A 25,382-nucleotide genomic window follows, 5' to 3' on the forward strand; every position below is an offset into this window, starting at 1 on the left:
ACGATACGGTTACCCGTAATCCTGTAAAAAATGGTGACGTATGATGCCTTCCGGTATTAGGCGGGCGAAAGGTGTTTTTGTGGCGGATGCGTTCGAGGCGGAGGTCAGCGCGCTCGCGGACGAGATCAACCAGCAGGTGGCCCGCGTACGCGAAGCATTCGGAGAGCTCTCCGCCCTGGAGCACACGGCACGGTCGGCGGACGGAATGGTGAGCGTGACCGTCGGCCGCCACGGTCAGTTGCGCGGCGTCGAGCTGAGCCCCCGGGCATATCGCAGCCTGTCCCCCACCCAACTGGCCGACGCCATCATGCAGCAGGCCGACGCGGCCACCGCCGCGGTCTCCGAGCAGAGCCGGCAGCTGCTGAACCCCCTCATGCCGGACGGCGTGCCGTACGAGGAGGTCTTCGGGGAGCGGGCCACGCTCGACGCGTTCTTCCCCGGCCCCGTGGAGCCGGCCCCGTGAGCGGCTTCAACGTACGGCGGGAGGCGCTGCACCGGGAAGCCAGGACGTACGAGCTGTTCGCGGGGAACGTGGAGCAGGTGCGCGCCGACCTTCGCGCCGCCTTCAACCGGGACAGGAACACGCTCGGCGACGACGAGTACGGCGCGGAGCTGGCCAAGAAGCTGCCCGAGATGGAGCGCGGCATCTTCGACGCCCTGACGACGTTCATCGACGAACTCGAAGACGTCGCCTTGGGGCTGAACGCGAGCGCCCGCAACTACAAGGCGGCGGAGCACCCTCCCCCCGTCACCCGAGACTGATCGTCCATGGGGTTCGACGGGTTCCTCGTGCCCGAGTTCGCCAAGCCGTACATCGGCTGGGTGGTCGGCATGGACTGGCCGGAGGGGGACGAGACCGGTTGCTTCCGGCTGGCCGACGCCTGCGTGATCGCCGCGCACCGGCTCGTCGAGGGCACGGGCGCCGACCTGCCGGGCAGCGCGCGCAGGATCGGCAAGGACTGGGACGGGGAAGCCCATCTGGCCTTCGCCGCCCACGTCGGCAAGGTGGCGGGCGGTCAGGTCGCCCTCGCGGTCAAGCGGCTCGTGGACGCCGCGGTGGCGCTCAACGGCGTGGGCGTGCAGATCCAGTACGCCAAGTACATGATCGAGGTCACCGTCTGGCTGCTGATCGTGCAACTGGGATATCTGCTGGCCGCGGCCCTGGCCACCGGCGGGGCGAGTCTGGCGCTCATTCCGCCGCGGCTGCAGCTCGCCCGGCTGACGGTCGGGCAGATCGCCAGGCAGTGCCGGCGCAACATGCTGCTCTTCGCCGGGATCGTGACCGGGATGGACCTGGGCATCCAGGGCACGCAGCTGCTGCAGGGCCGCAGGGACGACATCGATCTCCGTCAGCTCGCGATCTCGGCGGTGAGCGGCGCCGCCATGGGCGGGCTCATGGGACTGGCCTCGGGCGGGCTGAGCAGCCTGGCCACCCCCACGCTGCGGGCCGGTCTGACCAGGGCCGAGATGTCCACGGCCGAGAAGCTGCTGGCGGCGGCCCACTCCTCGTTGTACGGCCAGGCCGGGCAGTTCGCCCTGGCCGGCGGGATCACGACGGCCGGCACCATGATGGTCCAGGGCAACTTCAGCTGGGACCTGCTGGCCAAGGGCATCACGTCCAGCGCGCTCGGCGCGGACGGCCAGCACCTGGCCTCACCCCTGACTTCCGGACCGGACGGACGCCCCGGGCCCAGGACCGGCGCGGACGCGGTCCAGGAGGCGGTGAACCACAACCAGCAGACCATCGCATCGCCCGCCTGGCACCGCCCCGACCTGGCGTCCGACGTGCTCCAGGGTCTGACGTCCCAGCTCGCGTCCGCCGACGCGGGGGTTCCGAAGCCCGAGATCCATCCGCCTCGCGTCGTCGAGATCGGCGCCCTGGGCGAGACCGCCGTGCACGACGTCAGGGTGCCGGTGGACCCGAGGGCGGCGGCGCAGGCCATGACCGCCGGCATCACGGGCATCGTCCCGCGGGAACGGGCCGTGATCCGCCTCTGGCTGACGGAGGCGCTCTCCAGCGGCGACCGCGACGTGTGGACCAACCACCTGCAAAGAGGCGTGGCGCTCGGCGTCGGGGACAAGGTGATCTACCTCAAGCTCAGGCCGAGCGAGTTCACGCACGTGGAGCAGCCGGGTCTGGCCCCGGAGAAGCCGGTCGCCTTCGGCGGGGACGGCGTGGAGGGCAAGTCCTCGCGGGGCACCTCACTGGATCGCACCGCGGGGCTGATGAAGGGGCTCTACCAGTCGCCGGACGAGGCCGAGGCGAACGCCCTGCCCCGGTCGGGCGTCAGCAGCACGGCACGGACGACCCACACGAACGGCGTCGAGGTCATCAGCGGGCACAAGGCCATCTCCCCCGCCCATGACTACTTCGCCACGGGCATCTCCCTCGACATCTACCGTGACGGCGAGAAGGTCACCCGGACCGCGGCGGTCCCCGACCTCTCGCTGACCATCCCCTTCCCCAAGCAGTTCACCCGGGAAGGGCCGCTGCTGAGCGCCGACCACCCCGCGCCGCTCCCCCGCCACGAGGTGCCGGAAGGAGCGGGGCACAGGTTCCGTGACCACGGGATCGCCATCACCGGCCTGGACGTCACGCCTCTCGTGCTGGAGGTGCAGCGCCGGGGGCTGGCGGCGGGGCTGCCCGCGGGCGAGGTGGTCAGGATCACCGACCATCTCACCTCCAGCCTGCTCAGCGAACAGGGGATGAAGAACCGCAGCCAGTCGATGTTGTCGAGCGGGGTCTCGTCCGAGGCGATCCGGTACAAGACGTCCCTGCTGCGGTCGGCGGAGGACTCCGTCCGGATCACCGGCGAGATCACGCGGGTCGAGCCGATCGACGGGAGCGGGCGCTCGCCGGTCGAGACGATGTTCCGGGACGACCTGGGGCGGCGCGAGAGCGAGGGCACGTCGTACCGGCAGGGCGCGAGCGTCGGCGTCCACGCGGGCGGCAAGATCGGGTTGCCGCTGGGTGACCGCGCGGAGGTCGTCGCGAGGGCCGTCGGCGGGGTCGGCTACGGGACGGACCATGTGACGTCCACCAACAGGGCGCACGGCAACCACACCGTCCTGACCAGGCTCGGCGACGTCACCATGTACGACGCCCGCATGCGGCTGCAGGTCGAGACCGACAAGCTCGGCACCTTCGAGGTGGAGGTGCCCGCCGAGCTGATCGTCCCGACCCGCGACGCGTCCCGGATGGAGCAGGACGTCTTCGGGCATGATCTGCGCCCGCTGGGAGAGTTCAACGACATCCAGCGCAAGCTCGCCGACCTCCACCGGGAGCTGGACGACGTGCGGGCGGGGTTCTCACTGGACGAACCGGTCGGCGAGTACCCGGCCAGGGGCGAGCACCCGAACCGCGGCTACGACCCGCACGCCCTGGAGCCGGAGACGCTCGCGGCCGGTCGGGGGACGGGGCTCGGCAGCGGCGTCCGGGTCCATGGGGAGACGCTGCTCAGCGCGGAGATCCACCAGGCCGTCGCCCGGGCGCTGCCCGACCTCCCGCCGGAGATCGCACGGCAGATCATGCGGGACGTCGAGAGCCGCTTCGGCGCCGCGGCGCTGGAGGCCGACCTGACGCACGCCCTCCACGGCATCAGGTACGACGGGTCGATCGGCGGCTACACCGTCGAGATCCTGGCCGAGGGCACGCTGGGCCGGCGGCACGAGGTCGGCGCGTCCGACCTGACCGTCAACGAGCGCCGGATCACCTCGCGCACCGACACCAGCCAGCGGGAGAGCTCCCGCACGGGCCGTGCGGAGGTGCGTGGTGTCGCGCGCCTCGACGTGAACGATCGGCTCAAGATCGACCCGGTGAACCTGTCCCTCACCGGGAGCGGCACCAAGTCCGGCAGCACCGGCTTCTCCTCGGGCCACACGAGGTACGACCGTACGGAGACCAGCGGCGGCTTCACCATCACGCGGGATCTCTCCTTCGACGTCAGGATGAGGATCTCGCGGGACGGCACGGAGACGCTGAACACCTCGTGGGAGGTGCACGGCAGCAGGGCGGAGGTCCTCGTGCCGAACGTCCACCTGCCGCAGAGGCCGGTGCTCGCACAGGACGTCGCGCATCTCGGACGGGTCGAGTCGTCGTCCGAGCGGCCCGCCGACCTGTGGCGGCCCGGGGCCGACGAGTTGTCGGCCATCGTCCGGATGGGGGCCATGCCCGACCTTCCCTCGACGCTGGCCGAGCTCTACCACCGATGGGCGGAACTGCCGGCGCCCGCGGAGCGGCTGGACGTGCCGCCGGTGTTCGAGACCGCCACCGACGTGATCAACCTGGAAACCATGATCACGTCTCATCCCGACGGCCTGCACTACACCGTGTCGGACCGTTCGGGGTCGCGGCACGACGTGCACGTCAAGGCCCACGTGGCCGGGGTGAGGCACGTCAAGTCGGAGACCGGGGTGGAGCACGAGAGCTACTCCAGCAGCAACTCCAGGGCCCTGGACGCCGAACGCGGCAGGCGTACGGTCGGCGGGCACGCCAGGACCGGCCTGCGCGTCACGCTCAGCGACGGCGAGGCCGCCGGGTCCTCGCACGGAACCGGGGAAGCCGGCGCGACCGAGCGCAAGGTCGTGGCGCGAGCCGGGGTGCACGGCGCCGCGAAACGCAGTGCCGTGGAGAGCTCCTACCTGGGCAGCAGCGACGTGTCCCGGGTCACCTACTCCGACGGCAGCACCTCCCACTGGTACCGCGCGGACCTGGTCCTGGAGGTCACCCCCACCAGGACCAGCGGCGGAACGGTCGAACAGGGCCCGACCACGTACGTCCGGGTGGAAGAGATCATGGACCTCGTGCTTCCCGACGAGGTGGCACGCCGTCACGGGCTCGACGGCCCGGAGGCCGTGGACCCCGCTGGTCAGGCAGGGCACACGACGCGCGCCTACGCGGCGCCCGAGGCGGCGTTGAACACCGCCTTCGTCCTGCACCTCGACGCGCAGGCCGTGCTGCCGGAGATCCTCGGGCTGCTCCGCCGCGACGGCCTCCTCCCTGACGGCCAGGAGCTCACGAACCATCCGGTGGCCGAACACCTGCGCGGCAACTACAGCCAGGGCGCACTCGGCACGAAGCTGGGCGAACTCCGCGGGAACGGCGTGTCCTCCTGGTTGTTCGTCACGGACGAGAACGGCCGGGTCACCGAACGCGTGGGCATCCGGGTCACGGCCGAGGTGGACGACGGCGTCCACGTCGGTGAGCGTCCTGACGCCGGCCTCATGCTGCGCAACGAGCGCCTGAGCGGCGACCTGAGCGTGCGCGAGGCGGGAACGGACCGCGGCGCGGAGGCGATCGCGCGTTACATGGAGTCCTCGGACGGCGAGCTCAGGGGCGCCGAGGCGGGGTTCGCGAACAACCGCGACTCCCACACCGTGGACGGGCGGGGCACGATCGCGAAGGAGATCAACCGCTACCAGACGCGCGAGGCCCCGCAGGAGTTCAAGCACCCGGTCAGGTTCGAGATCACGCTCGAACACGTCCCGGTCCGCCCGCTCCTGGAGCCCGTGCAGAACGTGGCCCGCAACGTGCTGCTCAAGGTGGGCGAGGTGACCGGGCACGACGGCGCCGGGAGAATGTTCGACCGGCACGCCGGGGTCACCTCGACGTCCCGGGCGGTCGCGGACGGCGAGGTCGGCGTCCTGGTGCCGGGACACCTCACCACGGAGGTGCCGCAGGGCACGCCGGTCGCGGGACGCACGCCGGTCGTCGCCGCGGATCCGCGCTGGGCGGACCCGGCGGACCCCAACCCCATGTCCGCCACCCTGGGCGACGGCGTCCCCAAGGGGGACGTCAGCCAGGTCGCGTTCCCGGCCGCCACGCTCGTCGAGCAATGGGCGCCGATGAGCGCGGTGCCGCCGAGACTCCGGGGCGAGGTCCCGTCCCTGGCCGACCGGCCCGGCGGATTCGAGCTCTCCCGCCCGGCCGGCATGTCACTCGCCGAGGCCACCAAGGAACGGACCATGCGCGCCCATCTGGAGCAGTTGCTCGCGCACGAGTACGTGATCCCGGGGATCGGCAGGGTCGGCATCGACGTCACCGGAGCGCGCGAGATCACCACCGCGCTGGTCAAGCAGCGTGTCTACGCCCAGACCATGAGCACGGTCGGGCACGGCCAGGAGCAGGGCCGGGGCGTGGCGGCCCGGGCGGGCGGGTCCGCCGGCTCGCAGGACGGGGGCCTCGGCTTCGGCGGCGTCGGCGGCAACCTGAAGACGGCGGACGAGGCCGCGTCGCGGAACGCCAACATCGTCGAGCGCAACTTCCTGGAGGAGCAGCACGACAACACCTATCTTGAGCTGGACGTCTCCCTGGTGTTCCACGGCAGGGACAAACCCCTGACCGTGGACGTCGCCGGCGGCCTTCATCTCAGACTCACCGCCAAGGGGCTCGCCGACTTCGAGGCCGCACACCCCGGCGTGATCACCCGCTGAGGACGGCACCTCCTGCACCGTCGGACTGATTCTCCGGAACACGGGTCTCGTGACAGGCGAAGCGGCACGCCTGTGAGCAGCCGGGCGGGCGACGGCGGGCCCGCACCGAAGGGATGGCGTCGTTTTCGTCCAAGACGGTCGCGATGACCGGTTCGTAGCATGGGCGCAGGCGTTCCGCCACCGCGTCGGCCTGACGCTGCGGCCCGCTTGACGATCCATCTGGCGACCTCGTCGCCGGACCATGAGGAGAACAGCACATGCGTGATCTGATCTATACCGGATTCATGTCGCTTGACGGCATTGTGGACTCCCCGGGCGGCGGGCCGGGCGAGGAGCACCGCAGCGGCGGCTGGGTGGCCAAGGACATCGAGTTCCTGCCCGAGGCCTTCTCGCTGAAGGGCGAGGAGCTGGAGGACACGACGGCGCTGATGTTCGGCCGCCGGAGCTACGAGGCGTTCGCGCCGATCTGGCGTGACTCGGAGGACCACGCCGCCTACAAGGACCTGCCCAAGTACGTGGTCTCGACCACGCTGTCCGACGACGACCTCGTCGAGGGGTGGGGGCCGACGACGATCCTGCGCTCGGCCGACGACGTCGTCGAGCTCAAGAAGAGCGAAGGTGGCGCGATCTTCATCCATGGCAGCGCGGAACTCGCCCGGCGGCTGTCGGAGTCGGGCCTGATCGACCGGTACAACCTTCTCGTCTTCCCCGTGCTGCTCGGCGCTGGGAAGAGCCTGTTCAGCGAGGCGGACAAGGACAAGCAGGTGCTGAGCCTCCGCGCGTCCGCCGCCTACCCCAACGGCATCGTGAAACTGATCTACGACGTCGTCAGCTGACCCAGGTCCAGGGCGATGGCGCCGCCGGTGCCCTCCCGGAGTTGCCGCGCCGTGCGCCCGACGTAGCGGCGCAGCGCGCGGGCCAGATGTGGCTCGTCGAAATACCCGAGCCCCGAGACGACGTCGGCGACTGATACGCCGGCGGCCAGGAGCACCGAGGCCTTGCGGGCCCGTTCGATCTGCCGGACGGCGCCCTGGGTCAGCCCGGTCGCCGCCCGGAACCGGCGTTCGAGGGTGCGCCCCGAGACCGCTGGACGGCGGCCTCGGCGAACGTCGGTGACGAGCGGGTCACGGACCAGGGTTCCGACGCGGACCAGACGGTCGACCAGGGCCTCGGCGTCGTCGGGGGCGGGAGACTCCCAGCGGACGCCGTCCAGCACGAAGGTCCTGCGCATGGTGTCGGGGAGCTCGACGCCCCCGTCGACCAGAGTCGGCGGGGGGACGGCGCGCAGCGACGTGCCCACGGCGAACTCGATGCCGACGAAGGTCGCGCCCTCCGGCACCTGCGCGGTGCCGCTTCTGGTCTCGGGACCGGAGATGCCCGCGTACGCCCTGCCCTCGCGCTCCCAGAAGACCAGGCCCCAGCACACCGCCGCGACGGACGTCATCTCCGCGACGTGCTCGCTCGTACAGCTCCACACGGCGTCGACCCACGGTGAGTCGGACGCGCGTGTCTCGAACCGCAGTGCCACGAGAGCAGGATACGCGCGCAGCCGGCCGAGGGTCGGCCCCGGTCCGGCCGAGGTACGGGGACCATCCGGGAGGCCGTGAACTACACGGGATCGGGGCCGAGGTCGAGTGCCGGTTCGAGTCCGGGGAAGTCCCGGACGGCGGTGGCGAACTCCTGCAACAACCACTGGCCCTTGGTGATGATCCAGTCCTTGGTGATGCTGCCCGTGACCGTGCCCATCGCGCGGACCTGGGCGTCGCCGCCGGTCAGCTCGAAGACCGGCCCTCCGCTGTCGCCGTGTCGGGAGCTGTCGACCCGCTGCCCGGCCGAGACCAGGTTGCTGTAGCACTCCTGGCTGCCGTAGATGTCCTTGCCGCAGACCTCGCTGTACTTGTAGTCCACGGTTCGGCCGCACGAGGCTCCGGAGGTCGCGCCGGACATGCACAGCGACTGGTTCTTGCAGGTGAATCCCAGCGCGGCGAAGAAGCCGAGGATCCAGTCGCGCTCCGGCGCCGAGATCTCGCCGTCGCCCTTGGCGCAGACCATGACGGCCTTGGCGTAGGCGGTGTAGTCGGTGCCGGAGGGCGCGCTGTCGTAGTCGGCCTCGGCCTTGAGCAGCCAGTTGCCGCCGAGTTGCTGAGGGGTCAGGTCGGTCGTCGTCATCGGGTGATGATCCTTTCCGTTGGTCGCGGCCAGTGGACGGTCACCTGGGCCGGGCCGTTCAGTCCCAGGTCGGTACGGGGTGGCGCGGAGCAGACCGCCAGGTCCAGACGCAGGTCCGGCAGGCGGCGGCGCGGGGCTCTGACGAGCGTGTGGACGATCAGACGGCAGAAGTGGGCGGCCGGGCAGTAGTGGATGCCGGCGGAGCCCGTCCGACGTCTACGTCGTCGAGCCGCCCTGGGGTCCGGCCTTCACCGAGCAGGGCCTGGACCTGACCCGCACCTCGCCGCCCGTGCCGCGGATCGTCGCCGACATCGCCGCCTCCCGGCAGGGGACGGCGTGCCTGATCGTCGTCAAGACCCCTCAGGTGATCGCCCACGACTCCCTGCGGCGCGCCTTCGCCGGGTGCGAGCCGCTCGCCTCGCTGCCTCCGGAACTGGGCCTCGCTCAGGGGACCGACATGGAGTTCCACGTCTTCCGGCATCCGGGGAGCTGATCCCTCAGCCGATGCCGGCAGCCGAGCTGGAGGAGGTCGCCGATCCCGTCATCCCCGTCACCCTAGGACGGGTCCTCGCCCGGAAGGCGCAGGGTGAAGGTGGTGCGCACGCCCGGGGTGCTGGTGGCGGTGGCGGTGCCGCCGTGCGCCTCGGCCAGGTCGCGGACGATGGCGAGGCCGAGGCCGCTGCCCCCGGTGCGGCGGTTGCGGGACTTCTCCGCCCGCCAGAACCGGTCGAAGACGTGCGGAAGGTGCTCGGCGCGGATGCCGATCCCCGTGTCGGTCACCTCGATGATCACGTGGTCGCCGTCCTGGCGGGCGGTCAGCGTGATGTGCCCGCCGGCCCGCGTGTAGCGCAGGGAGTTGGTGACGAGGTTGCCGACGGCCTGGCGGAGTCGTACGGGGTCGGCGGTCAGGGCGGGAGTGCCGGTGATGCCGGTGGTCAGGGTGAGCCCGGCGGCTTCGGCGCGGCCTCGGTGGGCGGTGGCCACCTGGTCGAGGAGGTCGCCGAGGTGGACGGGTTCGAGATGCAGGCGGAGCTTGCCCGCGTCGGCGAGGGCGAGGTCCTGGAGGTCGTCCACGATGTGCTGCAACAGCAGGAGCTCCTCGACCAGGGACGCGATCAGCGCGGGGTCCAGCTCGGCGACGCCGTCCTGTGCCGCCTCCAGCCAGCCTCTGAGGTTGCTCAGCGGGGTGCGCAACTCGTGGGACACGTCGCTGACCATGGCCTTGCGCTGTTCCTCCATGCGCTGGAGATGCTCGGACATCTCGTTGAACGCCGTGGCGAGCTCGCTGATCTCGCCGGTCGTCCTGACCTGGACGCGGGCGGAGCTGTCCCCGTCGCGCATCCGCCGGGCGGCGTGGGTGAGCGCGTTGACCGGGCCGACCAGGCGTCTGGCCGCCATGACGCTGACGCCGACGGTCAGCACGAGCACGAGGAGGGCGGCGCCGGCGATCGAGGGCAGCGGGATGCGCGGGCCGGTGGCCTCGGCGGGGGATCCGATGTACAGGTAGGCGGCCGGAGCGACGTAGGGATCGAGCTGTTCCTTGCGGGCGGTGACGATGCAGGAGGAGATCGTCTGGCCGGGTTCGGCGGCCGACGACGCCGGCCGCCTCTCCTTGGAGATCCAGGTGAAGTCGAGGCCGACCGAGCCGCGTTCCGCGCCCTTGCCCTTCAGGCATCTGCCGACCAGGAGGTTGAGCTGCTTCAACGCGGTCTTCTCGGTGGGCGTCGGCGCGTTGAAGGTGACGGCGTCGCAGGGGGCCGTCACCGCCGGGACCGGGCTCGGCTGGCTCGGCTCCCGCGGGGCACCCTCGCCGGTCGTCGTCACGGAGGGCCTGCCGGTGTGGGAGACCGTCGTCCGTACGGCCTGCCCGGTACGTCTCATGCAGACGGCGTAGGCGTCGGCGGCCTTCCCCAGCCGGGCACGGTCACGGTCGGGCAGCAGGAAGGGGCCCACCGCGCGCGGATCGATGCGGTCCTCGGCCGCCCCCGGCACCAGGGTCACGTCCACGGCCAGCGGATCGACGACGGCCGACACCCGGGCGGGCAGCGCGGTCCCGGCGGACGCCGAGTCCGCGATGAGGGCGCCCTTCTCGGTGGTCAGCGCGATGCGGCGGCTGTTGGCGGCGGCGAGGTCGCGTACGGTGGCGGCGACGCCGGACCAGTCGGGATGGCGGGAGGCGTAGCCGAGCAGGCTGTTGTTGATCTGGGCGTCGCTGGCCAGCGTCTGGCCCTGCTCGCGCTGGATCGCGCCGGAGGTGCTGTTGGCGGCCAGCCACGCCGTCGCCGTGATCGAGCAGACCGCGACGACGGCCGAGCTCGTGAGCAGCCTGACGAACAGCGATCTCATGCCTGGGTCAGCTTGTAGCCGACGCCGTACACGGTCAACAGCCGGGACGGCCGGCGCGGGTCGGGCTCGATCTTCTTGCGCAGGTTCATCACGTGCACGTCTACCGTGCGTTCGGTGATGAACCGGTCGAACCCGTGGACGCGCTCCAGCAGTTGCCTCCTGCTGAACACCCGTTCCGGCTCGGCGGCCAGCGTCTCGATGATCCGGAACTCCGCGAGCGTGCAGTCCACCGGCGTGCCCGCCACGGTGACGGCGTGCCTGACCGGGTCGACGACGAGATCGCCCGCCCGGAACAGCCGGCCGGCCTCCGGCGACCTGCCCGTACGGCGCAGCAGCGTCCGCACGCGGGCCATCAGCTCGCGCGGGCTGTACGGCTTGGTGACGTAGTCGTCGGCGCCGAGGTCGAGCCCGAGCAGCAGGTCGTCCTCGGTGGACCTGGCGGTCAACATCAGGATCGGCAGGTCGGACTCGCCGCGCAGCACCCGGCAGACGTCCAGCCCGTCGACCTTCGGCATCATCACGTCGAGCAGCACGAGGCCGGGGTCTCCCTGCCGGGCCTCGTCGATCGCCGAACGTCCGTCGTGCACGACGCGGACCTCGTGGCCCTCCCGCTCCAGGTAGCGCCTGAGCAGTTCGGCCTGCTTGGGGTCGTCCTCGGCGACCAGTACGTACGCGCACATGGCCCGAGGTTATGCGTACTCCGAGAGTGCATACGGGATTCGCATGACAGGCAAACAGGTTCCACACATTCTGTCGCCAGGCTGCGCCGGGTGAGAACCAACCTGCTTCGTACGGCCGCGGCGACGGCACTCGCCTTCCTGCTGGCGGGCTGCGCGGGCAGCGCCGGCAGCACGGACCGTGCGGCCGGTGCGGACAGCGCCGTCAGCGCCGGCAGCGCCGTACGCCCCGGCTCGGCGAGCACCCCGGCGGGCGGCGCCAGATCGAAGATCGCGAGCGCCAAGAGGACCCGGATCACGATTTATCGGGACAAACAGGGCGCGGTCCAGAGGACGATCACCAGTCCCAACGACTACGGCGCGACGCGCGTCTTCCTGGTGAAACGCGACGAGGGCGACTGGCTCCAGGTGCTGCTGCCGATCCGGCCGAACGGCAGCAAGGGCTGGATCAGGGCCGCCGACGTGACGCTCGCGGAGACCTCCCACCGCGTGGAGATCGATCGCGGGGCGTTCCGCTTCACGGTCTACGACGGCGACCGGGCCGTCAGGACGGGCAGGGTCGCGACCGGCGAGGCGGGGACGCCGACGCCTCCGGGCCGCTACTTCTTCACCGAGCTGGTGAAGCCCACCGGTGACGGCGGGGCCTACGGCGCCTACGCCTTCGGACTGAGCGGCTTCTCGCCGGTGCTTAAGAGCTTCGCCGGCGGCCCCGGCCAGCTGGCGATCCACGGGACGAACAGACCTTCCGCCATCGGCACGCGGGCCAGCCATGGCTGCGTCCGGGTCAGCAACGACGACATCACCTGGATGGCGAAGAACCTGGCGATCGGCACTCCGGTCGTCGTCAAGGGCTGAGGCCCTGTTCGAAGGATGAGAGGAACCCTATGAAGATCAGAAACATCCTCGTCGGCGCCTGCGCGGCGCTGGCCCTCGCGGCGGGTGTCGCCGGGTTGTCGGGGACGGCCTCGGCCGAGCCCAGGAAGCCCGCCGCGGTGCCCTCCGCCGCCCCCTCCGCAGTGCCTTCCCCGGCGCCCGCCGACAGCCGGCCCAGGGTCGAGCGGACGGCGGGGCCGAGGGAGCCGGTCGCCGTCAAGCCGCGCTACACCGGCTGATCACGACACGTCGCCGCCGCGTGACGTCCCGCCTCTCCTGCCCGTCGGCCGCGTCAGCGGCCTGGCCATCGCGGGCAGGAGCAGGCCCCGGACGCCGCGGCGGCGCGTACGGGCGGCGAAGGGGACCGCGGCCTGCTGTCAGCGTCCGCATGGAGAGCGGCTGCCCCGGATCTCCCCGTGCGATGCGACGCAACGTGGAGTTCCCGTAGCACTGGCCGGTGGGCAGCATCCTTTCAGAGGAGCCTGCCCGACCTCCGCAGTCGGCGTTCCCTCAGTGCGAGGAGCGGGGGCAGGGCAAGCTGTGTCGCCACGTACGCCGTCACGGCGAGCGCCTCCCAGAACTCGGCCGAACCTGTCGCGCCGGCGCTCAGCCGTACCAGGCCCCACTGAGCGAGGGCGAGCAGCAGCGGCAGGGCCACGAGCACGAACATGCCGGCCATGACCACGACCCCCGCCATGTACAGCAGGGCGAACCAGCGCGCCACGTGCCGATCACGCTCGCCCGCCGAGGCCAGCTCGGCCGCCTCGGCGGGAGGCAGCCGGAAGAGCTTGGCCTTGGCGGTCAGCCACGTGACCCGGTACAGGTTGTGGCAGCGCAACGCGTTGGCCAGTACGGCGTAGCCGTCACTGCGCATGGGCACCGCGGCCCACTGCCAGACGATCCCGACGAGCCGATACAACACCACCGCGCCGAGAAGCCCGCTCAGCGTCTCAGGCAGTGTGAGCATCCCGGCCCTGTCGAGCAGCCGCAGCCCCAATGCCGTCGCCACGACCACGACGTCGATGGCCATGCCCGCCAGGTAGGCCCCGTACCTGCGGCGGCGCGGCACGTTCACGATCTGGGTCAGGTCGGTCTCGAAGACGATGTAGAGGCCCCGATAGCTGACCCTGAACGTGGCGGGGACGCCGAGCGCCCTGCCCGCGACCCAGTGCCACGCCTCGTGCAGGGCGCTGAAGGCGATGTCGACCAGCAGGTAGGTGAGCATCGACAGTGCGGCGCTCGGGAGAAACCAGGCGTCCTCCCATGAAGGACGCAAGTCGGGCGCGAACGCCAAGACGGTTACGACGAAGACCGCTGCCGCCGCGTAGCACGTCCAGGCGGTCCTGCCGAAGAATCTGGCCGCCGTGTCCTGGCCGAGTCCCTCGATCCAGCCGCTGGGGGCTCGCTCCTCGGGAGGTGCGGGCGGGTCGAGCAGGCCGGCGCCGGTGAGACCGTCGAGGAAGTCGGCCCCGTCGACCTCCTCGCCCGCCACCTCGCTCGCCCGCCCCGCGGCCTCGGCGGCCGAGCCGCCCTCCTGCAGTGTGGTGACGAACACCGCGCCCGGCTCCGGCACCGCGACGAAGATTCCGAGGTCGGGACGGCCCAGGATCCAGGCGTCACCGTCGAAGGCGACGGTGAGCCGGGCGGCCCGTTCGCGCAGGTCCCGGTCGGCGATGGCGGACATCCGTCCTCCTGGAGCTCGCGGAGCGACAAGAGAGGCGCACCCCTGCCTCGGCCGGGGTGCGCCCTCGATGGTCAGGAGTCGGGCGTGTTCAGCCCGGTCAGGCGGGTGTTCTCGATCCGCACGATCTCGATCTTCATAGTGGTCAACTCCTTCCGCAGGTCACACAGTCGGGATTGCGGGACCACTCGGCCTGACTCATGGCGCAGGCGCCGGCGAAGTCGATGGTGAGTGGCCGACCGGCGTACGCCGGTGGCTCGAAACCGGTCAGGTAGCGCAGCACCTCGAAGGCGTGGAGCGCGCCGAGCAGGCCGGCGACGGGCCCGATGCCTCTGTTGGGCTGCGGCCTGCTGTAGAACAGGCGGGCCGCGGCGATCTCGGCGCTCAGCGCGGGCTCGTCGGGATCGGCGTGGCCGTCGGGCCTGGTCGGATCGGCGGGGACGCAGGCCCTGCAGGCGCTCTCCCCCGGCGCGACCGACCAGACGATCCCCTTGGTGACCGTGATGCCGCCGCGTACGAACGGCACGCCGTGCCCCACGCAGGCCGCGTTGACCCAGAGGTCGACCTCCTTGGGCTGGTCGATCCCCGAGGCGACCACGTCGGGGCGCGTCTCGTCGAGGAGCTCGGCCAGTTGCCCGGCGCTCTCGACGCCCGTGTCGATCGCCTGGACCTTGATGGCCGGATCGAAGGCGCGCACCCACTCCGCCGCCCGCTCGACCTTCCTGGCGCCGAGGTCCTCCCAGCGGTAGAGGTACTGCCTGGCGAAGTTGCGCACGTCGACGGTGTCCCTGTCGACCAGCGTCATCCTGCCGACGCCCAGCCCGCTGAGATGCGGGATCGTGTTGGAGTTGAGTCCGCCGGTGCCGAGGACGAGCACGTGCGACTCGCGCAGCCGGCGTTGCAGGTCCTCGCGGCTGCGCGACAACGTGCCGAACGACTCGAAGAAGGCCAGGTTGCTGAAGTGGCGCTCGGCTTCGGCGGCGTCGAGGGCGCCCAGGCGATCGCCGTCCTCCAGCAGTCGCTCGGCGTCGAGGGCCTCGATCGCGCCGAGCACGTCCTGGACGGGGAGCGCGAGTTCGCCGGCGAGCTGACCGACGGTGCGCCCGCCCTCGCGCAGCAGGGCGAGGAGCTTCTCCACCTGGCCGCCGGGGTCGGTCACGATCAGCTGGTCACGCAGGTCGTACACGAGGCGGAGCTCCTCGCCCATCCGTTCCCAGGCGACGTTCTTGAGTCGTGGCCGCATACGTCCTCCGATGTGTGGTCCCGGCCGTGACGACCATGGCCGCTGCGTCGAACCTGGGGTGGAGAACCCCGTTCGGCGGTCCGACGTGGGCAGCATAGGCGCGGCGGATCATGGAAGTCGTTGGCGGAGCGCGCACTGTTCCTTGGCGACGGCGGCACGGACACCGGCTCGCACCCCGGTCCGGTCGGCCGACGCGGCCTCGGGATGGCGGATGATGTGGTCGGCGGGGGCGCCGCGATCGTCGCATCGGCTGGGCTTCTCGTCACATCGAGTACGTCTCGGAAGCTCGAGATCACGGCGTGAGAGGTGAAATTGGGAATCGTCACCCTGCACAGCACGGACCTGCCGCCCGACCAGCGATTCGACTGGTGGTGCGACCTGATCAGCCACGACGTGGCGCCCATCCAGATCACCAGCGACCACGCCGCCGACTTCCGGGCGTCGGCCGGGGCGATCGACCTGGACACCGTCCAGGTGACGACCATGTCGTTCCCCGCGCTCAGCTCGGTGCGCACGCCCGCGCTGATCCGCCGCTCCGACCCCGAGAGGTACGAGCTCGCCCTGATCGTCGGGAGCTCGATGTGGATCTCCCAGGGCGGCAACGACACCCGGATGGGGGCCGGCGACCTGGTGATGTGGGACACCTCGCACCCCTACGAGGGCGGTGCGTTCGACGGGCCGGGGCCGGCGCGGGCGATCATCGTGCATCTGCCCAAATCCGAGCTGCCCCTGCCGTCCAGCAAGGTCGACGCGCTCCTGGCCCACGCGGTGCCCGCGGGCGGCGGCTTCGGCGCGATCCTCGCCGGCTACCTCAGGACGCTGGTGCGCGAGGCGCAGTCCATGTCCTTACCTGACGTGAAGCGCCTCGGCGCCGCCACCCTGGACCTGGCCCTGGCCTTCCTCGCCCATCTGCTGAACGCGCAGGACCGCCTGTCGCACGAGACCCGGCAGCTTGCCCTGATGGCGCGCATCCGGACGTTCGTCGAGCACAACCTCGCCGACGCCGACCTGACGCCCCGCGCGATCGCCCAGCGGCACCACATCTCCGTGCGCTACCTGCAACTGCTGTTCCAGCGTCAGGGCACGACGCTGACAGCCTGGATCCGGCGCCGCCGCCTGGAGCACTGCCGTGCCGACCTGGCCGATCCGAGCCTGGCCGCGCAGCCCATCCATGTCATCGCCGCCCGCTGGGGATTCGTCCGCGCCGCCGACCTCAGCAAGTCCTTCCGCGCCAGGTACGGCCTGCCGCCCAAGGACTACCGGCACGAGGCCCTGACCCGCGCCACGTCGGCCGCGGACGACGGCCACACACGCCGATGACGCCGGGAGCGTCCCGACGTCCGGCTGGCTACCATCGGCTGGATGGGAGATCGTCTCAAGGGCATTCACGCACCCCTGTACCTGCTCGCGGGGGCGCCTGGCGCGGGCAAGACGACTTTGCTGCCGCACCTCCTCCAGGCGGCGGACGGGTTGGTCGTGATGGACATGGACGAGCTGCTCGAGGACGGCGAGTTGATCGGTGTGCCCATCGCGGTACCCGAGGCGGCGCCGATCTGGCCGGCCTACGACCGGATGTGGCGACGCATCGTGACCATGGTGCGCCGGGCCGGTCATCCCGTGCTGCTGATGTGTCCGATCCCCGACGCCGGCGAGGTGCCCGCGTTCGTGCGATGGGACGGGCCGGTCCATTGGGCTCTGCTGGACTGCCCTGATGACGAGCGGAAACGCCGGCTGCGTGAGCGTGATGCGCCGCAGGAGTGGATCGACGACGCCCTGGCGGACGCGGCGCAGGGCCGAGAGCTGATCACGACCGTGTTCCACGCCGTCGGCGCCAACCATGCCGAGCTGACGACACAGGTGCTCGCGTGGGTTGCGTCCCGGAGCATCAGCATGCCGACCAGCCAGAACGCGGCGTCTTGACCCAAAAAGATCACCTTCGCGGCGCCTGATCGAGGTCGTCGGGTTGGAGAAGGTCGGGTCGCGCTTCCTGGCGGGCCCAGGGTCGAGTGTGGCGCCACCTCACCCCCTCTCCGCCCAGGATTCGTTCTTCCCTGCCCGCGGCTTCCGGAGCCCCTCTGGGTGCTCTGTCGCGAAGCTCAACTCGGAGGGCTACAACGCGTGCCACAGGGACGGTGTGCGATGGGGACGCGGCTACAAGTGCCCATGGTTCCCGAGCAGTTGGGAGAACGGGCAGCCGCACTACGAACTGTGGATTCTCTACTGAGCGCCTCGGAACAGCACGGCGAGCGCCGCGTCTGTCCGGCCCGCGGATCGGACCGTGGCGCCGCCCGGCCTCAACCGCCGAGTCGCATGACGATGCGCGGCACTCCGGCGGCCGTCGACCCGGTGTCGGCGATCTTGACGAAGCCGGCGGACTCGAACAGGGAGCGGGTACCGACGAACGCCAGCATGGTGTCGATCTTCTTGCCGTCGTTGTCGACCGGGTAGCCCTCGACGGCCGCGGCGCCGTGCTCGCGTGCGAACCGGACCGCGCCGTCGATCAGCGCCCTCGCCACCCCCCGGCCGCGATGGCCGGCACGGACTTTCAGGCACCAGATCGACCAGATCGCGAGGTCGTCGCCGATCTTGGGGATCCTGCTGTTGTGGGCGACGGAATACACCTCGACGCGGGGCGCGACACCGGCCCAGCCGACGACCTCATCGACGTCATAGGCCAGGACACCCGGTGCGACCGGCTGTCGGCACAGGCGTCGCATGTAGCCCGGCCGCTGGTCGGGACCGAGTTCGCGGTTGACCGCGGGATCGATGCGATGGCTCAGGCACCAGCAGGCGGTCGTGCCCGGCCTTCTGGGGGCGAGCATGGTCGAGACGTCGTCGAAGCGGTCCGCCGACGCGGGCTCGATCCTGAACGCCGGAGCGCTCATCGGCCGAGAGGGGTCAGCGGGGGCACCGTGTCGATGAGGTGACAGAGGTGGCGTTCGGTGGCGCTGCCCTCATGGTGCCGGTTGACGTCGGCCGAGGCGCTGTGCGCCGTCTCGGCGAGCAGGGCGCGGGCGTATCGGTCGAGGAACTCGCGCACGACGGTGTTCTCGCTCATGGGATGTCACGTTAGCCACGAACCTGGACAGGCCTGTGTCATGGTTACGATCCTTCGACATGAAGTCGTCCGCGAAGTCCGCTGCCTCGCGCGAGAACCACCTGACGGTGCGCCGTGTCGAGCGCCAGCAACACCTCATCGAACGGCTCCACGCCGCCGCCGATCGCATCACCGTCGGCACCCTCGCCCGCGACTTCGGCGTCTCCGCACGCACCATCGCCCGTGACGTCGAACGTCTCCGGCAGTCCGGCGTCCCCATCGACGTCACCACCGGCCGCGGCGGAGGAGTCGCCCTCGGCCGGCACGGCCGTATCCCCGCCATCGCCTTCGACCTGCGCGAGATCGCCGCCCTGATGGCCAGCCTCACCGCGCTCGGCCCCACCGCGAGCCCGTCCGCGACGTCCGCCATGGACAAGCTCGCCACCGCGCTCACAGGTGACAGCATGACGTGAGGCACACCGCGCCACGAGGTGCCCCATCGTTGGCCTCCCCGCGTGGCACTCCGCGAACGCGGTGCCCTGGACGCCGAGGAGGCAGCCGGAATGCGGCGGCGGCCGGCCGGCATCGACCAGGCCGGCCGCCGCGGCCCCTGGACCGACGATCTGCTGCGCCTCATCCACGAACTGCCCGCGACCGCCGCCGCCGCCGAGCTCGCCCAGCGCCTCGGGCATGACACCCAGGCCCTCAAACGGGACGTCCGCAACCACGGCGCCGATCGCGTCGAAGAGGGCGAAGGCCCGTCACGGACGGGCCCGCTGATGCGCGGTCGAGCGCCGGGTCATCCGGTGGTCGCCTGCCGCCACGGGGTCCGTTCGGCGACGTGGCGGCGGAGCTCGCGTGCCTGCCGGGGCAGGTTCCAGGTCATGGCGCCGATGACGTGGCCGTCCCTGCCGTACAGGCCGGCGAACCGGCCGGTGGCGGGGTCCCCGGCGACGACCTGGAACCGGGCGTCGCCGCCGGTGACACCGTGGACCTGGATCTTCACGTCGTACTGGTCGGTCCAGAAGTAGGGCACGGGCGCGAAGGGGGTCTGCCCGCCGAGGAGCGTCCTGGCTGCGGCCGTGCCCTGCTCGGTGGCGTTCAGCCGGTGTTCGACGCGCAGGCGGCCGAAGCGGGGGTGCCGCCAGGAGGCGACGTCGCCGGCGGCGACCACGCCGGGCGCGGCCCGGCACCGGTGGTCGCATTTGACGCCGTCTTCCACGTCCAGGCCGCTGCCGGTCAGCCAGCCGGTCGCCGGGGCCGAGCCGACGGCCACGAGCACCAGGTCGGCCGGGACGTGCGCGCCGCCGTCCAGGTCGACACCGTCCACCTGGCCGTCGTGGCCGGTCAGGCCGGTGACCAGGGTGCCGGGGCGCAGGCGGACGCCGTGCCCGGCGTGCAGGCCGGCCAGCAGTCGCGCCACCCGGTCGCCGAGCCGGTCGGTCAACGGCGCGGGGAGCGGATCGACCAGGGTGACGTCCAGGCCGAGCCGCCGGGCGGCGGCGGCGACCTCCGTTCCGAGGAAGCCCGCGCCGACGACGACCACCGACCGGGCGGCGAGCAGCCCCTCCCGCAGGGCGAGGGCGTCGCCGAGGGTGCGCAGCACGTGCACGCCGCCGAGTTCGTGTCCCGACGGCAGCCGGCGCGGGACGACGCCGGTGGCGATCACCAGCCCGTCGTAGGGCAGGACGCCGCCGTCGGAGAGGGCGAGTTCGCGCGCGCCGGTGTCGAGGCCGGTGGCGGCGACGCCGAGCCGCCAGTCGGCGCCCAGCGCGGCGCGGGACTCGTGGCGGCCCAGCGTCACGCGATCGGGCGTCCACCTGCCGAGCAGGATCTGCTTGGACAGCGGGGGCCGGTCGTAGGGCTCCCGCCGCTCCGCGCCGACCAGGGTCAGCGAGCCGGTGAATCCGTCGCGGCGCAGGGCCTCGGCGGCGGTCAGGCCCGCCGCCGAGGCGCCCACGACCACGATCCGGGAGGGCCGGCTCACGACCCGCTCAGCGTGATCGCGCGGGCCGGGCAGAGCCGGGCGGCCTCGCCGACGCCCTCACGCAGCGCCGGTTCCGGGCTGTCCCGCAGCAGGACGACGATGCCGTCCTCCTCGCGCTGGTCGAACACGTCGGGACAGACGAGGACACACTGCCCCGAGCCGGTGCAGGCGTCCTGATCCACGGTGACCTTCATGTGCTTGACTCCTTCGTTCGATCACCAGGTGACGGGCAGTTCGCGGACGCCGTAGAAGACGGCCTGCTGTTTGAAGTCCAGCTCCTCCAGCGGCACGGCCGCCGCCAGCGTGGGGACGCGCCGGTAGAGCGTGCCGTAGACGACCTGGAGCTCCACGCGGGCCAGCGACTGCCCCAGGCACTGGTGGACGCCGTACCCGAAGGCGACGTGGTGGCGGGCCTTGCGGCGGACGTCGAGGACGCCGGGGTCGGGGAAGGCCGACGGGTCCCGGTTGGCGGTGCTCTTCACGACGACGATGCCCTCGCCCGCCCGGATCACCGTGCCGCCGACCTCCAGGTCCTCGCGGGCGACGCGGCGGGCCTCGGTGTGGGTGATGGACAGATAGCGCAGCAGCTCCTCGACGGCGTCGGCCACCAGCGCCGGGTCGCCGTCACGCACCGCCGCGAGCCGGCCGGGGTGGGCCAGCAGCGCGGCCGTGCCGAGCGCGATCATGTTGGCGGTGGTGTCGTGCCCGGCCACCAGCAGGAGCTGGCCCATCGTGGAGATCTCGTTCAGGGTCATCGCCCCCGTCCTGTACTGCTCCACGGCCAGCCTGCTGAGGATGTCGTCGCCCGGCTTGTCGCTCTTGGCCTGCACCAGCGCCTCCAGGTAGGCGTTCAGCTCCTCGGCGGCGGCCAGGGCCCGCGCGGGGTCGCCCTCGTCCATGACGAGTTCGCCGGCCACGCGCTGGAAGAAGGCCCGGTCCGCATAGGGCACGCCGAGCAGTTCGCAGATCACCAGCGAAGGGACCGGCAGCGCGACCGCCTCCACCAGGTCGGCCGGGTTGGGGCCGGCGAGCAGGTCGTCGATGAGGTCGTCGACGATCCGCTGGATCCTGGGCCGCAGCGCCTCCATCTTCCTGATCGTGAAGTCGGCGGTCAGCAGGCGCCGATGGGCGGTGTGCTCGGGGGCGTCCATCTGCATCAGCGTCTTCATCCGCGCGTCGCGTGCCTTGCTCACCGCGTTGGTGTGCGGGAAACCGGGCTGCGACACGTCGACGCTGACACGCGGATCGGCCAGCACCGCGCGGACGTCGTCGTAGCGGGTGACCAGCCAGGGGGTGGTGCCGTCCCAGAGGCGGACGCGTGAGACGGGCGATTCCTCGCTGCGGCGGGTCAGCTCGGGCGCCGGGTCGAACGGACAGGCCGCCGCACGGGGCATCGGGAAGGTCACCGGATCCGGCAGGGCATCAGTCATGATCTCTCCTCATCTCGGTCGTGGTCCGCGCAGGGCCGATGACGGCCGCCTTCGTGAGCGGGACGGGCACGACGGCCGCCACGCTCACGGCCCCGGCGGCGGCCGTCATCGGCAACGCGTGGGCCAGGTTCGGCCCCCGAACGCCGCAGGACCCGAACGGCACCGGGTTCCCGGCCCTTCCAGCGCTCATACGTCAAGGCTGTCGTTGAACCAGCCCCGGAGACTTCCGCCGGGGAGCGCTGGAAGGGCGGGCGGGAAAGCCTCAACCGCCGGTGGAACCCCGGCGGACGGTTTCGCCGCCGCCCCCGACGGCTCCACGCTGGCGGTCCTGCTGCTGGTCTTCGGCCTGGCCGGCACGGCGGGCAACCTCACCGCCGGCCGTCTGGCCGACCGGTACGGGCCCCGGCGCGTGGTCGTGACCGTGATGCTCTCCCTGGCCGTCGCGCTCGTCCTCACCCCGCTGGGCCGCGACGCGCTCGCGGCGGCCGTGGCGACCGTCGTGGTGATCGGCTTCCTGTCGCTCTCCGTCACCGCACCGCTGGCGGCGGCCGCCGCGGCGCTCACGGCCGTCGCGACGCGCAGGCTTCCCAGGTGACCCCGGACGACTGACATCCGTCATACGGGCCCGGCTGACGTACGGCACTACCTCCGTCACCACCCCGGCGACCAGGCTGGCCGCATGGGAAACGCACTGGAGATGGAGGCCGTGAACAAGCACTACGGCCGGATCGCCGCGCTCGGCGGCGTGGATCTGCACGTGGGTGAGGGAGAGACGGTGGCGGTGCTCGGCCCCAACGGCGCGGGCAAGAGCACGCTGCTGTCCATCGCGCTCGGGCTGCTGGCCCCCGGCACGGGCTCGGCCCGGGTGCTCGGCCGCACACCGCTGGAGGCGCTGCGCACAGGCCGGGTCGGAGTGCTGCCGCAGGAGTCGGGGCTGCTGGAGGACGTGCGGGTGGCGGAGCTGGTGAGGGCGGTGGCGGGGATGTACCCGCGGGCGATGGCGCCTGAGCGGGCGATGCGGGCGGCGGGCGTCGAGGAGTTCGCCGGGCAGCGCGTCGGCCGGTTGTCGGGCGGGCAGCGGCAGCGCGTCAGGTTCGCGTTGTGCGTGGTCGGCGATCCCGAGCTGCTGGTGCTGGACGAGCCGACGGTCGGCCTGGACGTGGAGAGCCGCCGCGCCCTGTGGCAGGAGGTACGGTCCAGGACCGCCGCGGGCCGTACCGCCGTGTTCGCCACGCACTACCTGACCGAGGCCGACGACCACGCCGACCGGATCGTGCTGCTCGCGCAGGGCAAGGTCGTCGCCGACGGCCCGGTCGCCGCGGTCAAGTCGCTGGTCGGCGGCCTGGAGGTGCGCTGCGCCTTGGACGGCGCGGACCCGGCCCTGCTCGGAGCGCTGCCCGGCGTGCTGCACACCGTGATCGAGGGCCACGCCGTCACCCTGCGCACGAACGACTCCGACGCCACACTGCGGGCCCTGTTCGCCACGTACGAGCAGGTCCGCCACGTACGGGTGGAGAGCACGGACCTGGAGAGCGCGTTCCTGAGCCTGACCGGAGGAGGACGGGACTGATGGGTGCCTACGTGCGGCTGGAGCTGCGGCGCGGCTTCCGCAGTCCGGTGAACCTGGTCATGCTGACGGCGTTCCCGGTGGCGCTGTACCTGCTGTGGACCAAGGTGCTGAACCTGGCCCCGCAGGGACGGCAAGGGGACCTCGCCGCGTACACGATGGTGTCGATGGCCACGTACGGCGCGATGGCGGGCGCGCTGTTCATCGGGAACACCATCGCGCTGGAGCGCGGCAAGGGCTGGCTGCGGCAGCTCGCGGTGACGCCGCTGCCCGCGCACGGCTACGTGACGGCCAAGCTGCTGAGCGGGGCGGCCGGGGCGCTGCCGGGCATCGTGGCCGTGCTGGCGGCTGGGGCGTTGCTGTCGGACGTGCGCCTGTCCGTCGGCACCTGGCCCGCGCTGGTGGCGCTGATCTGGGTGGGCGTGCTGCCGTTCGCGGCGCTGGGCGTCGCCTTCGGGTACACGTTGCGGGGGCCGGCCGCGACCTTGGCCATGACCGCCGTCTACTTCGGGCTGTCGGTGCTGGGCGGGCTGTGGCTGCCGGTCGAGATGATGCCGGAAGGGATGCGGGTGCTGGCCGAGTACAGCCCGGCCTACCAGGCGGGGTCGCTGGGGTGGCGGGCGCTGGACGGCCTGCCGCCGACCTGGTCGGGGCTGGGTGTGCTGACGGCGTGGACGCTGGGCTTCGGCGCCCTGGGGCTGTGGTGCTACCGTCGATCGTCGTGACGGTCCCTGTGAGGTCGCCGGCACGGGAGCCCGCCGTCCGGCGGGGCGGCACGCTGGCCCGTGCTACCTGCTTCGTCTGGTTGCTGCTGGTGGTCTGGCCGTTGCGGGTGTTCCTGGCCGCCGGTCCTGAGCTCGTGGCCGTGGTGGGGGCGCTGGCGCTGGTGGCCGGGTTCGCGGCCTGCTGGCTGGCGATCATGTGGCGGGTGCTGGGCGGGCGGGCACTGAGGCCGCGGCCGTGGGCGTTGGCGGGCATGACCGGGTCGGCGCTGGCACTGCTGCCGTTGTTCGGAGCGCCGTGGGCGTACACGTCGTTCGTGTTCGTGATCAGCGCGTTCGCGGCCTCGCTGGGCGATCGGGCGTTCGCGGCGGCGGCGGCCGCGACCGCCGTCGTGGAGGTGCTGGTCCTGGTGGCCGCCGAGGTGCCGTTCGGGCAGCTGTGGTGGGTGCCGCTCGTCATCGCGGTGCAGGCGGCGACCTGCTACGGCATGAAGCACATGGGGTTGCTGCTGGTCCGGCTCCAGGCGGCGTACGCCGAGGTGGAGCGGTTGGCCGTGGAGAACGAGCGGCTGCGCTTCGCCAGGGACCTGCACGACACGCTCGGCCACACGCTCACCTCGATCACCATCAGGAGCCAGCTCGCCGCCCGGCTGGCGACCACCGACGCCGCGCGGGCGGCGCGGGAGATGAGTGAGGTGGAAGGGGCCGCGCGGCAGGCGCTCGACGAGGTGCGGCTCGCCATCGCGGGCTATCGCACGCCGTCGTTGTCAGCGGAGCTGGAGACCGCCACCCGGAATCTCGAGGTGGCCGGGGTGGAGGTGCGGGTCTCGCCGGCCGACGGGCCCATCCCGGCCGCCGCCGAGGTGCTGCTGGCCTGGGCGGTACGCGAGGCCGTCACGAACGTCCTGCGCCACAGCCGGGCCCGGCGGTGCTGGATCGAGCTGGGGGTGAGTGAGACGGCGGCCAGCCTGGAGGTCCGCGACGACGGCCGCCCGACCGGCCCCATGGACGACGGGGACGCCCGTGCTCCGGGGAACGGGCTCGCCGGGCTGGCCGAGCGGGTCGGGAACGCCGGCGGGCGGCTGGAAGTGGGGACGCTGCCGGGCGGCGGCTACCGGCTCCGCGCGCGGGTTCCGCTGGAGGTGCCGTGATCCGGGTGCTGATCGACGCTCCAGGCGGGGCCGGGCGCGGCCGGCAGGTCCAAGGAACAACTCTTGC

General features: G+C 71.8%; 26 protein-coding genes. 14 read left to right on the top strand and 12 right to left on the bottom strand.

Going from position 1 to position 25,382, the window contains the following annotated elements; all coding sequences use genetic code 11:
- Positions 1-79: 79 nt before the first annotated feature.
- From ACWCSU_RS30605 to ACWCSU_RS30620, 4 genes are all read left to right on the top strand, one after another.
- Complete coding sequence (locus ACWCSU_RS30605; RefSeq protein WP_357696804.1) at positions 80-463, top strand: YbaB/EbfC family nucleoid-associated protein; 384 nt, start codon at positions 80-82, stop codon at positions 461-463.
- On the top strand, positions 460-762 hold the full coding sequence (locus tag ACWCSU_RS30610) for a hypothetical protein (RefSeq protein WP_449939637.1): 303 nt from the start codon (positions 460-462) through the stop codon (positions 760-762). Before ACWCSU_RS30605 ends, ACWCSU_RS30610 begins: the two co-directional genes overlap by 4 nt.
- 6 nt (positions 763-768) lie before the next feature.
- Positions 769-6,432: a WXG100-like domain-containing protein gene (locus tag ACWCSU_RS30615; RefSeq protein ID WP_449939639.1), complete on the top strand. Its 5,664-nt coding sequence runs from the start codon at positions 769-771 to the stop codon at positions 6,430-6,432.
- Positions 6,433-6,689: 257 nt separating this feature from the next.
- Positions 6,690-7,268 carry a dihydrofolate reductase family protein gene (locus tag ACWCSU_RS30620; RefSeq protein ID WP_449939642.1) on the top strand — a complete coding sequence of 193 codons (579 nt, stop codon included), beginning with the start codon at positions 6,690-6,692 and terminating at the stop codon, positions 7,266-7,268.
- Here the strand turns inward: ACWCSU_RS30620 and ACWCSU_RS30625 are convergent.
- Together ACWCSU_RS30625 and ACWCSU_RS30630 are read right to left on the bottom strand one after the other, a co-directional pair.
- Positions 7,250-7,960, bottom strand: coding sequence for a helix-turn-helix domain-containing protein (locus ACWCSU_RS30625; RefSeq protein WP_357696794.1), 711 nt, complete (start codon positions 7,958-7,960; stop codon positions 7,250-7,252). The genes ACWCSU_RS30620 and ACWCSU_RS30625 overlap by 19 nt on opposite strands.
- Before the next feature lie 80 nt (positions 7,961-8,040).
- The gene (locus tag ACWCSU_RS30630) at positions 8,041-8,601 is read right to left on the bottom strand and encodes a hypothetical protein (RefSeq protein ID WP_449939645.1); all 561 of its coding nucleotides are present in this window, start codon (positions 8,599-8,601) and stop codon (positions 8,041-8,043) included.
- Between the two features lie 289 nt (positions 8,602-8,890).
- On the opposite strand from ACWCSU_RS30630, the gene ACWCSU_RS30635 reads away from it, so the two are divergent.
- Positions 8,891-9,094 (top strand): hypothetical protein, encoded by a 204-nt coding sequence (locus tag ACWCSU_RS30635; protein WP_357696788.1) that lies wholly within the window; start codon positions 8,891-8,893, stop codon positions 9,092-9,094.
- Between the two features lie 62 nt (positions 9,095-9,156).
- On the opposite strand, the gene ACWCSU_RS30640 is transcribed toward ACWCSU_RS30635, so the two are convergent.
- Together ACWCSU_RS30640 and ACWCSU_RS30645 are read right to left on the bottom strand one after the other, a co-directional pair.
- On the bottom strand, positions 9,157-10,947 hold the full coding sequence (locus ACWCSU_RS30640; RefSeq protein WP_449939648.1) for a sensor histidine kinase: 1,791 nt from the start codon (positions 10,945-10,947) through the stop codon (positions 9,157-9,159).
- Positions 10,944-11,627, bottom strand: coding sequence for a response regulator transcription factor (locus ACWCSU_RS30645; RefSeq protein ID WP_449939650.1), 684 nt, complete (start codon positions 11,625-11,627; stop codon positions 10,944-10,946). The genes ACWCSU_RS30640 and ACWCSU_RS30645 overlap by 4 nt, the downstream gene beginning before the upstream one ends.
- 90 nt (positions 11,628-11,717) lie before the next feature.
- Between ACWCSU_RS30645 and ACWCSU_RS30650 the strand changes: the two genes are divergently transcribed.
- Both ACWCSU_RS30650 and ACWCSU_RS30655 read left to right on the top strand, forming a co-directional pair.
- Positions 11,718-12,479 carry a L,D-transpeptidase gene (locus ACWCSU_RS30650; RefSeq protein ID WP_449939652.1) on the top strand — a complete coding sequence of 254 codons (762 nt, stop codon included), beginning with the start codon at positions 11,718-11,720 and terminating at the stop codon, positions 12,477-12,479.
- 29 nt (positions 12,480-12,508) lie between these two features.
- Positions 12,509-12,736, top strand: a complete 228-nt coding sequence (locus ACWCSU_RS30655) for a hypothetical protein (RefSeq protein ID WP_449939654.1) — start codon at positions 12,509-12,511, stop codon at positions 12,734-12,736.
- 233 nt (positions 12,737-12,969) lie between these two features.
- Here ACWCSU_RS30655 and ACWCSU_RS30660 read toward each other — a convergent pair whose 3' ends face one another.
- Both ACWCSU_RS30660 and ACWCSU_RS30665 read right to left on the bottom strand, forming a co-directional pair.
- Complete coding sequence (locus tag ACWCSU_RS30660; RefSeq protein ID WP_449939655.1) at positions 12,970-14,181, bottom strand: hypothetical protein; 1,212 nt, start codon at positions 14,179-14,181, stop codon at positions 12,970-12,972.
- A 142-nt stretch (positions 14,182-14,323) separates the two neighbouring features.
- Complete coding sequence (locus tag ACWCSU_RS30665) at positions 14,324-15,421, bottom strand: HesA/MoeB/ThiF family protein (protein ID WP_449939656.1); 1,098 nt, start codon at positions 15,419-15,421, stop codon at positions 14,324-14,326.
- A gap of 306 nt (positions 15,422-15,727) precedes the next feature.
- Here ACWCSU_RS30665 and ACWCSU_RS30670 point away from each other — a divergent pair, with 306 nt between their 5' ends.
- Together ACWCSU_RS30670 and ACWCSU_RS30675 are read left to right on the top strand one after the other, a co-directional pair.
- Entirely contained in the window at positions 15,728-16,741 is a 1,014-nt protein-coding gene (locus ACWCSU_RS30670; protein WP_449939657.1) for an AraC-like ligand-binding domain-containing protein, read from the top strand.
- A 42-nt stretch (positions 16,742-16,783) separates the two neighbouring features.
- A complete protein-coding gene (locus ACWCSU_RS30675) occupies positions 16,784-17,341 on the top strand; it encodes an AAA family ATPase (protein ID WP_449939658.1) in 558 nt (185 codons plus the stop codon).
- Positions 17,342-17,715: 374 nt separating this feature from the next.
- On the opposite strand, the gene ACWCSU_RS30680 is transcribed toward ACWCSU_RS30675, so the two are convergent.
- Together ACWCSU_RS30680 and ACWCSU_RS30685 are read right to left on the bottom strand one after the other, a co-directional pair.
- On the bottom strand, positions 17,716-18,306 hold the full coding sequence (locus ACWCSU_RS30680; RefSeq protein ID WP_449939660.1) for a GNAT family N-acetyltransferase: 591 nt from the start codon (positions 18,304-18,306) through the stop codon (positions 17,716-17,718).
- The gene (locus tag ACWCSU_RS30685; RefSeq protein ID WP_449939662.1) at positions 18,303-18,479 is read right to left on the bottom strand and encodes a hypothetical protein; all 177 of its coding nucleotides are present in this window, start codon (positions 18,477-18,479) and stop codon (positions 18,303-18,305) included. The genes ACWCSU_RS30680 and ACWCSU_RS30685 overlap by 4 nt, the downstream gene beginning before the upstream one ends.
- Before the next feature lie 59 nt (positions 18,480-18,538).
- Between ACWCSU_RS30685 and ACWCSU_RS30690 the strand changes: the two genes are divergently transcribed.
- On the top strand, positions 18,539-18,931 hold the full coding sequence (locus ACWCSU_RS30690) for a helix-turn-helix transcriptional regulator (RefSeq protein ID WP_449939664.1): 393 nt from the start codon (positions 18,539-18,541) through the stop codon (positions 18,929-18,931).
- A gap of 326 nt (positions 18,932-19,257) precedes the next feature.
- Here ACWCSU_RS30690 and ACWCSU_RS30695 read toward each other — a convergent pair whose 3' ends face one another.
- Genes ACWCSU_RS30695 through ACWCSU_RS30710 form a run of 4 tightly spaced genes read right to left on the bottom strand, consistent with a single transcriptional unit; the run spans position 19,258 to position 22,065 of the window.
- Positions 19,258-20,445, bottom strand: coding sequence for an NAD(P)/FAD-dependent oxidoreductase (locus ACWCSU_RS30695; protein ID WP_449939666.1), 1,188 nt, complete (start codon positions 20,443-20,445; stop codon positions 19,258-19,260).
- Positions 20,442-20,639: a ferredoxin gene (locus tag ACWCSU_RS30700; protein ID WP_449939667.1), complete on the bottom strand. Its 198-nt coding sequence runs from the start codon at positions 20,637-20,639 to the stop codon at positions 20,442-20,444. The genes ACWCSU_RS30695 and ACWCSU_RS30700 overlap by 4 nt, the downstream gene beginning before the upstream one ends.
- A gap of 21 nt (positions 20,640-20,660) precedes the next feature.
- Complete coding sequence (locus tag ACWCSU_RS30705; RefSeq protein ID WP_357696761.1) at positions 20,661-21,875, bottom strand: cytochrome P450; 1,215 nt, start codon at positions 21,873-21,875, stop codon at positions 20,661-20,663.
- A complete protein-coding gene (locus ACWCSU_RS30710) occupies positions 21,868-22,065 on the bottom strand; it encodes a hypothetical protein (protein ID WP_449939669.1) in 198 nt (65 codons plus the stop codon). Before ACWCSU_RS30710 ends, ACWCSU_RS30705 begins: the two co-directional genes overlap by 8 nt.
- Before the next feature lie 15 nt (positions 22,066-22,080).
- On the opposite strand from ACWCSU_RS30710, the gene ACWCSU_RS30715 reads away from it, so the two are divergent.
- From ACWCSU_RS30715 to ACWCSU_RS30730, 4 genes are all read left to right on the top strand, one after another.
- Positions 22,081-22,470: an MFS transporter gene (locus ACWCSU_RS30715; protein WP_449939670.1), complete on the top strand. Its 390-nt coding sequence runs from the start codon at positions 22,081-22,083 to the stop codon at positions 22,468-22,470.
- A gap of 84 nt (positions 22,471-22,554) precedes the next feature.
- The gene (locus ACWCSU_RS30720; protein WP_449939672.1) at positions 22,555-23,445 is read left to right on the top strand and encodes an ABC transporter ATP-binding protein; all 891 of its coding nucleotides are present in this window, start codon (positions 22,555-22,557) and stop codon (positions 23,443-23,445) included.
- A complete protein-coding gene (locus tag ACWCSU_RS30725; protein WP_449939673.1) occupies positions 23,445-24,167 on the top strand; it encodes an ABC transporter permease in 723 nt (240 codons plus the stop codon). The genes ACWCSU_RS30720 and ACWCSU_RS30725 overlap by 1 nt, the downstream gene beginning before the upstream one ends.
- On the top strand, positions 24,164-25,315 hold the full coding sequence (locus ACWCSU_RS30730; protein ID WP_449939675.1) for a sensor histidine kinase: 1,152 nt from the start codon (positions 24,164-24,166) through the stop codon (positions 25,313-25,315). The genes ACWCSU_RS30725 and ACWCSU_RS30730 overlap by 4 nt, the downstream gene beginning before the upstream one ends.
- Positions 25,316-25,382: the final 67 nt, after the last annotated feature.

Source organism: Nonomuraea sp. NPDC001699 (assembly GCF_053596455.1).

Bases quoted from the DNA above. Each gene is read 5' to 3' on its own strand.
- ACWCSU_RS30615 (WP_449939639.1), top strand. From the start codon at position 769: ATGGGGTTCGACGGGTTCCTCGTGCCCGAGTTCGCCAAGCCGTACATC.
- ACWCSU_RS30620 (WP_449939642.1), top strand. From the start codon at position 6,690: ATGCGTGATCTGATCTATACCGGATTCATGTCGCTTGACGGCATTGTG.
- ACWCSU_RS30630 (WP_449939645.1), bottom strand. From the start codon at position 8,601: ATGACGACGACCGACCTGACCCCTCAGCAACTCGGCGGCAACTGGCTG.
- ACWCSU_RS30640 (WP_449939648.1), bottom strand. From the start codon at position 10,947: ATGAGATCGCTGTTCGTCAGGCTGCTCACGAGCTCGGCCGTCGTCGCG.
- ACWCSU_RS30645 (WP_449939650.1), bottom strand. From the start codon at position 11,627: ATGTGCGCGTACGTACTGGTCGCCGAGGACGACCCCAAGCAGGCCGAA.
- ACWCSU_RS30655 (WP_449939654.1), top strand. From the start codon at position 12,509: ATGAAGATCAGAAACATCCTCGTCGGCGCCTGCGCGGCGCTGGCCCTC.
- ACWCSU_RS30660 (WP_449939655.1), bottom strand. From the start codon at position 14,181: ATGTCCGCCATCGCCGACCGGGACCTGCGCGAACGGGCCGCCCGGCTC.
- ACWCSU_RS30665 (WP_449939656.1), bottom strand. From the start codon at position 15,421: ATGCGGCCACGACTCAAGAACGTCGCCTGGGAACGGATGGGCGAGGAG.
- ACWCSU_RS30675 (WP_449939658.1), top strand. From the start codon at position 16,784: ATGGGAGATCGTCTCAAGGGCATTCACGCACCCCTGTACCTGCTCGCG.
- ACWCSU_RS30680 (WP_449939660.1), bottom strand. From the start codon at position 18,306: ATGAGCGCTCCGGCGTTCAGGATCGAGCCCGCGTCGGCGGACCGCTTC.
- ACWCSU_RS30685 (WP_449939662.1), bottom strand. From the start codon at position 18,479: ATGAGCGAGAACACCGTCGTGCGCGAGTTCCTCGACCGATACGCCCGC.
- ACWCSU_RS30690 (WP_449939664.1), top strand. From the start codon at position 18,539: ATGAAGTCGTCCGCGAAGTCCGCTGCCTCGCGCGAGAACCACCTGACG.
- ACWCSU_RS30700 (WP_449939667.1), bottom strand. From the start codon at position 20,639: ATGAAGGTCACCGTGGATCAGGACGCCTGCACCGGCTCGGGGCAGTGT.
- ACWCSU_RS30705 (WP_357696761.1), bottom strand. From the start codon at position 21,875: ATGACTGATGCCCTGCCGGATCCGGTGACCTTCCCGATGCCCCGTGCG.
- ACWCSU_RS30710 (WP_449939669.1), bottom strand. From the start codon at position 22,065: ATGAGCGCTGGAAGGGCCGGGAACCCGGTGCCGTTCGGGTCCTGCGGC.
- ACWCSU_RS30720 (WP_449939672.1), top strand. From the start codon at position 22,555: ATGGGAAACGCACTGGAGATGGAGGCCGTGAACAAGCACTACGGCCGG.
- ACWCSU_RS30725 (WP_449939673.1), top strand. From the start codon at position 23,445: ATGGGTGCCTACGTGCGGCTGGAGCTGCGGCGCGGCTTCCGCAGTCCG.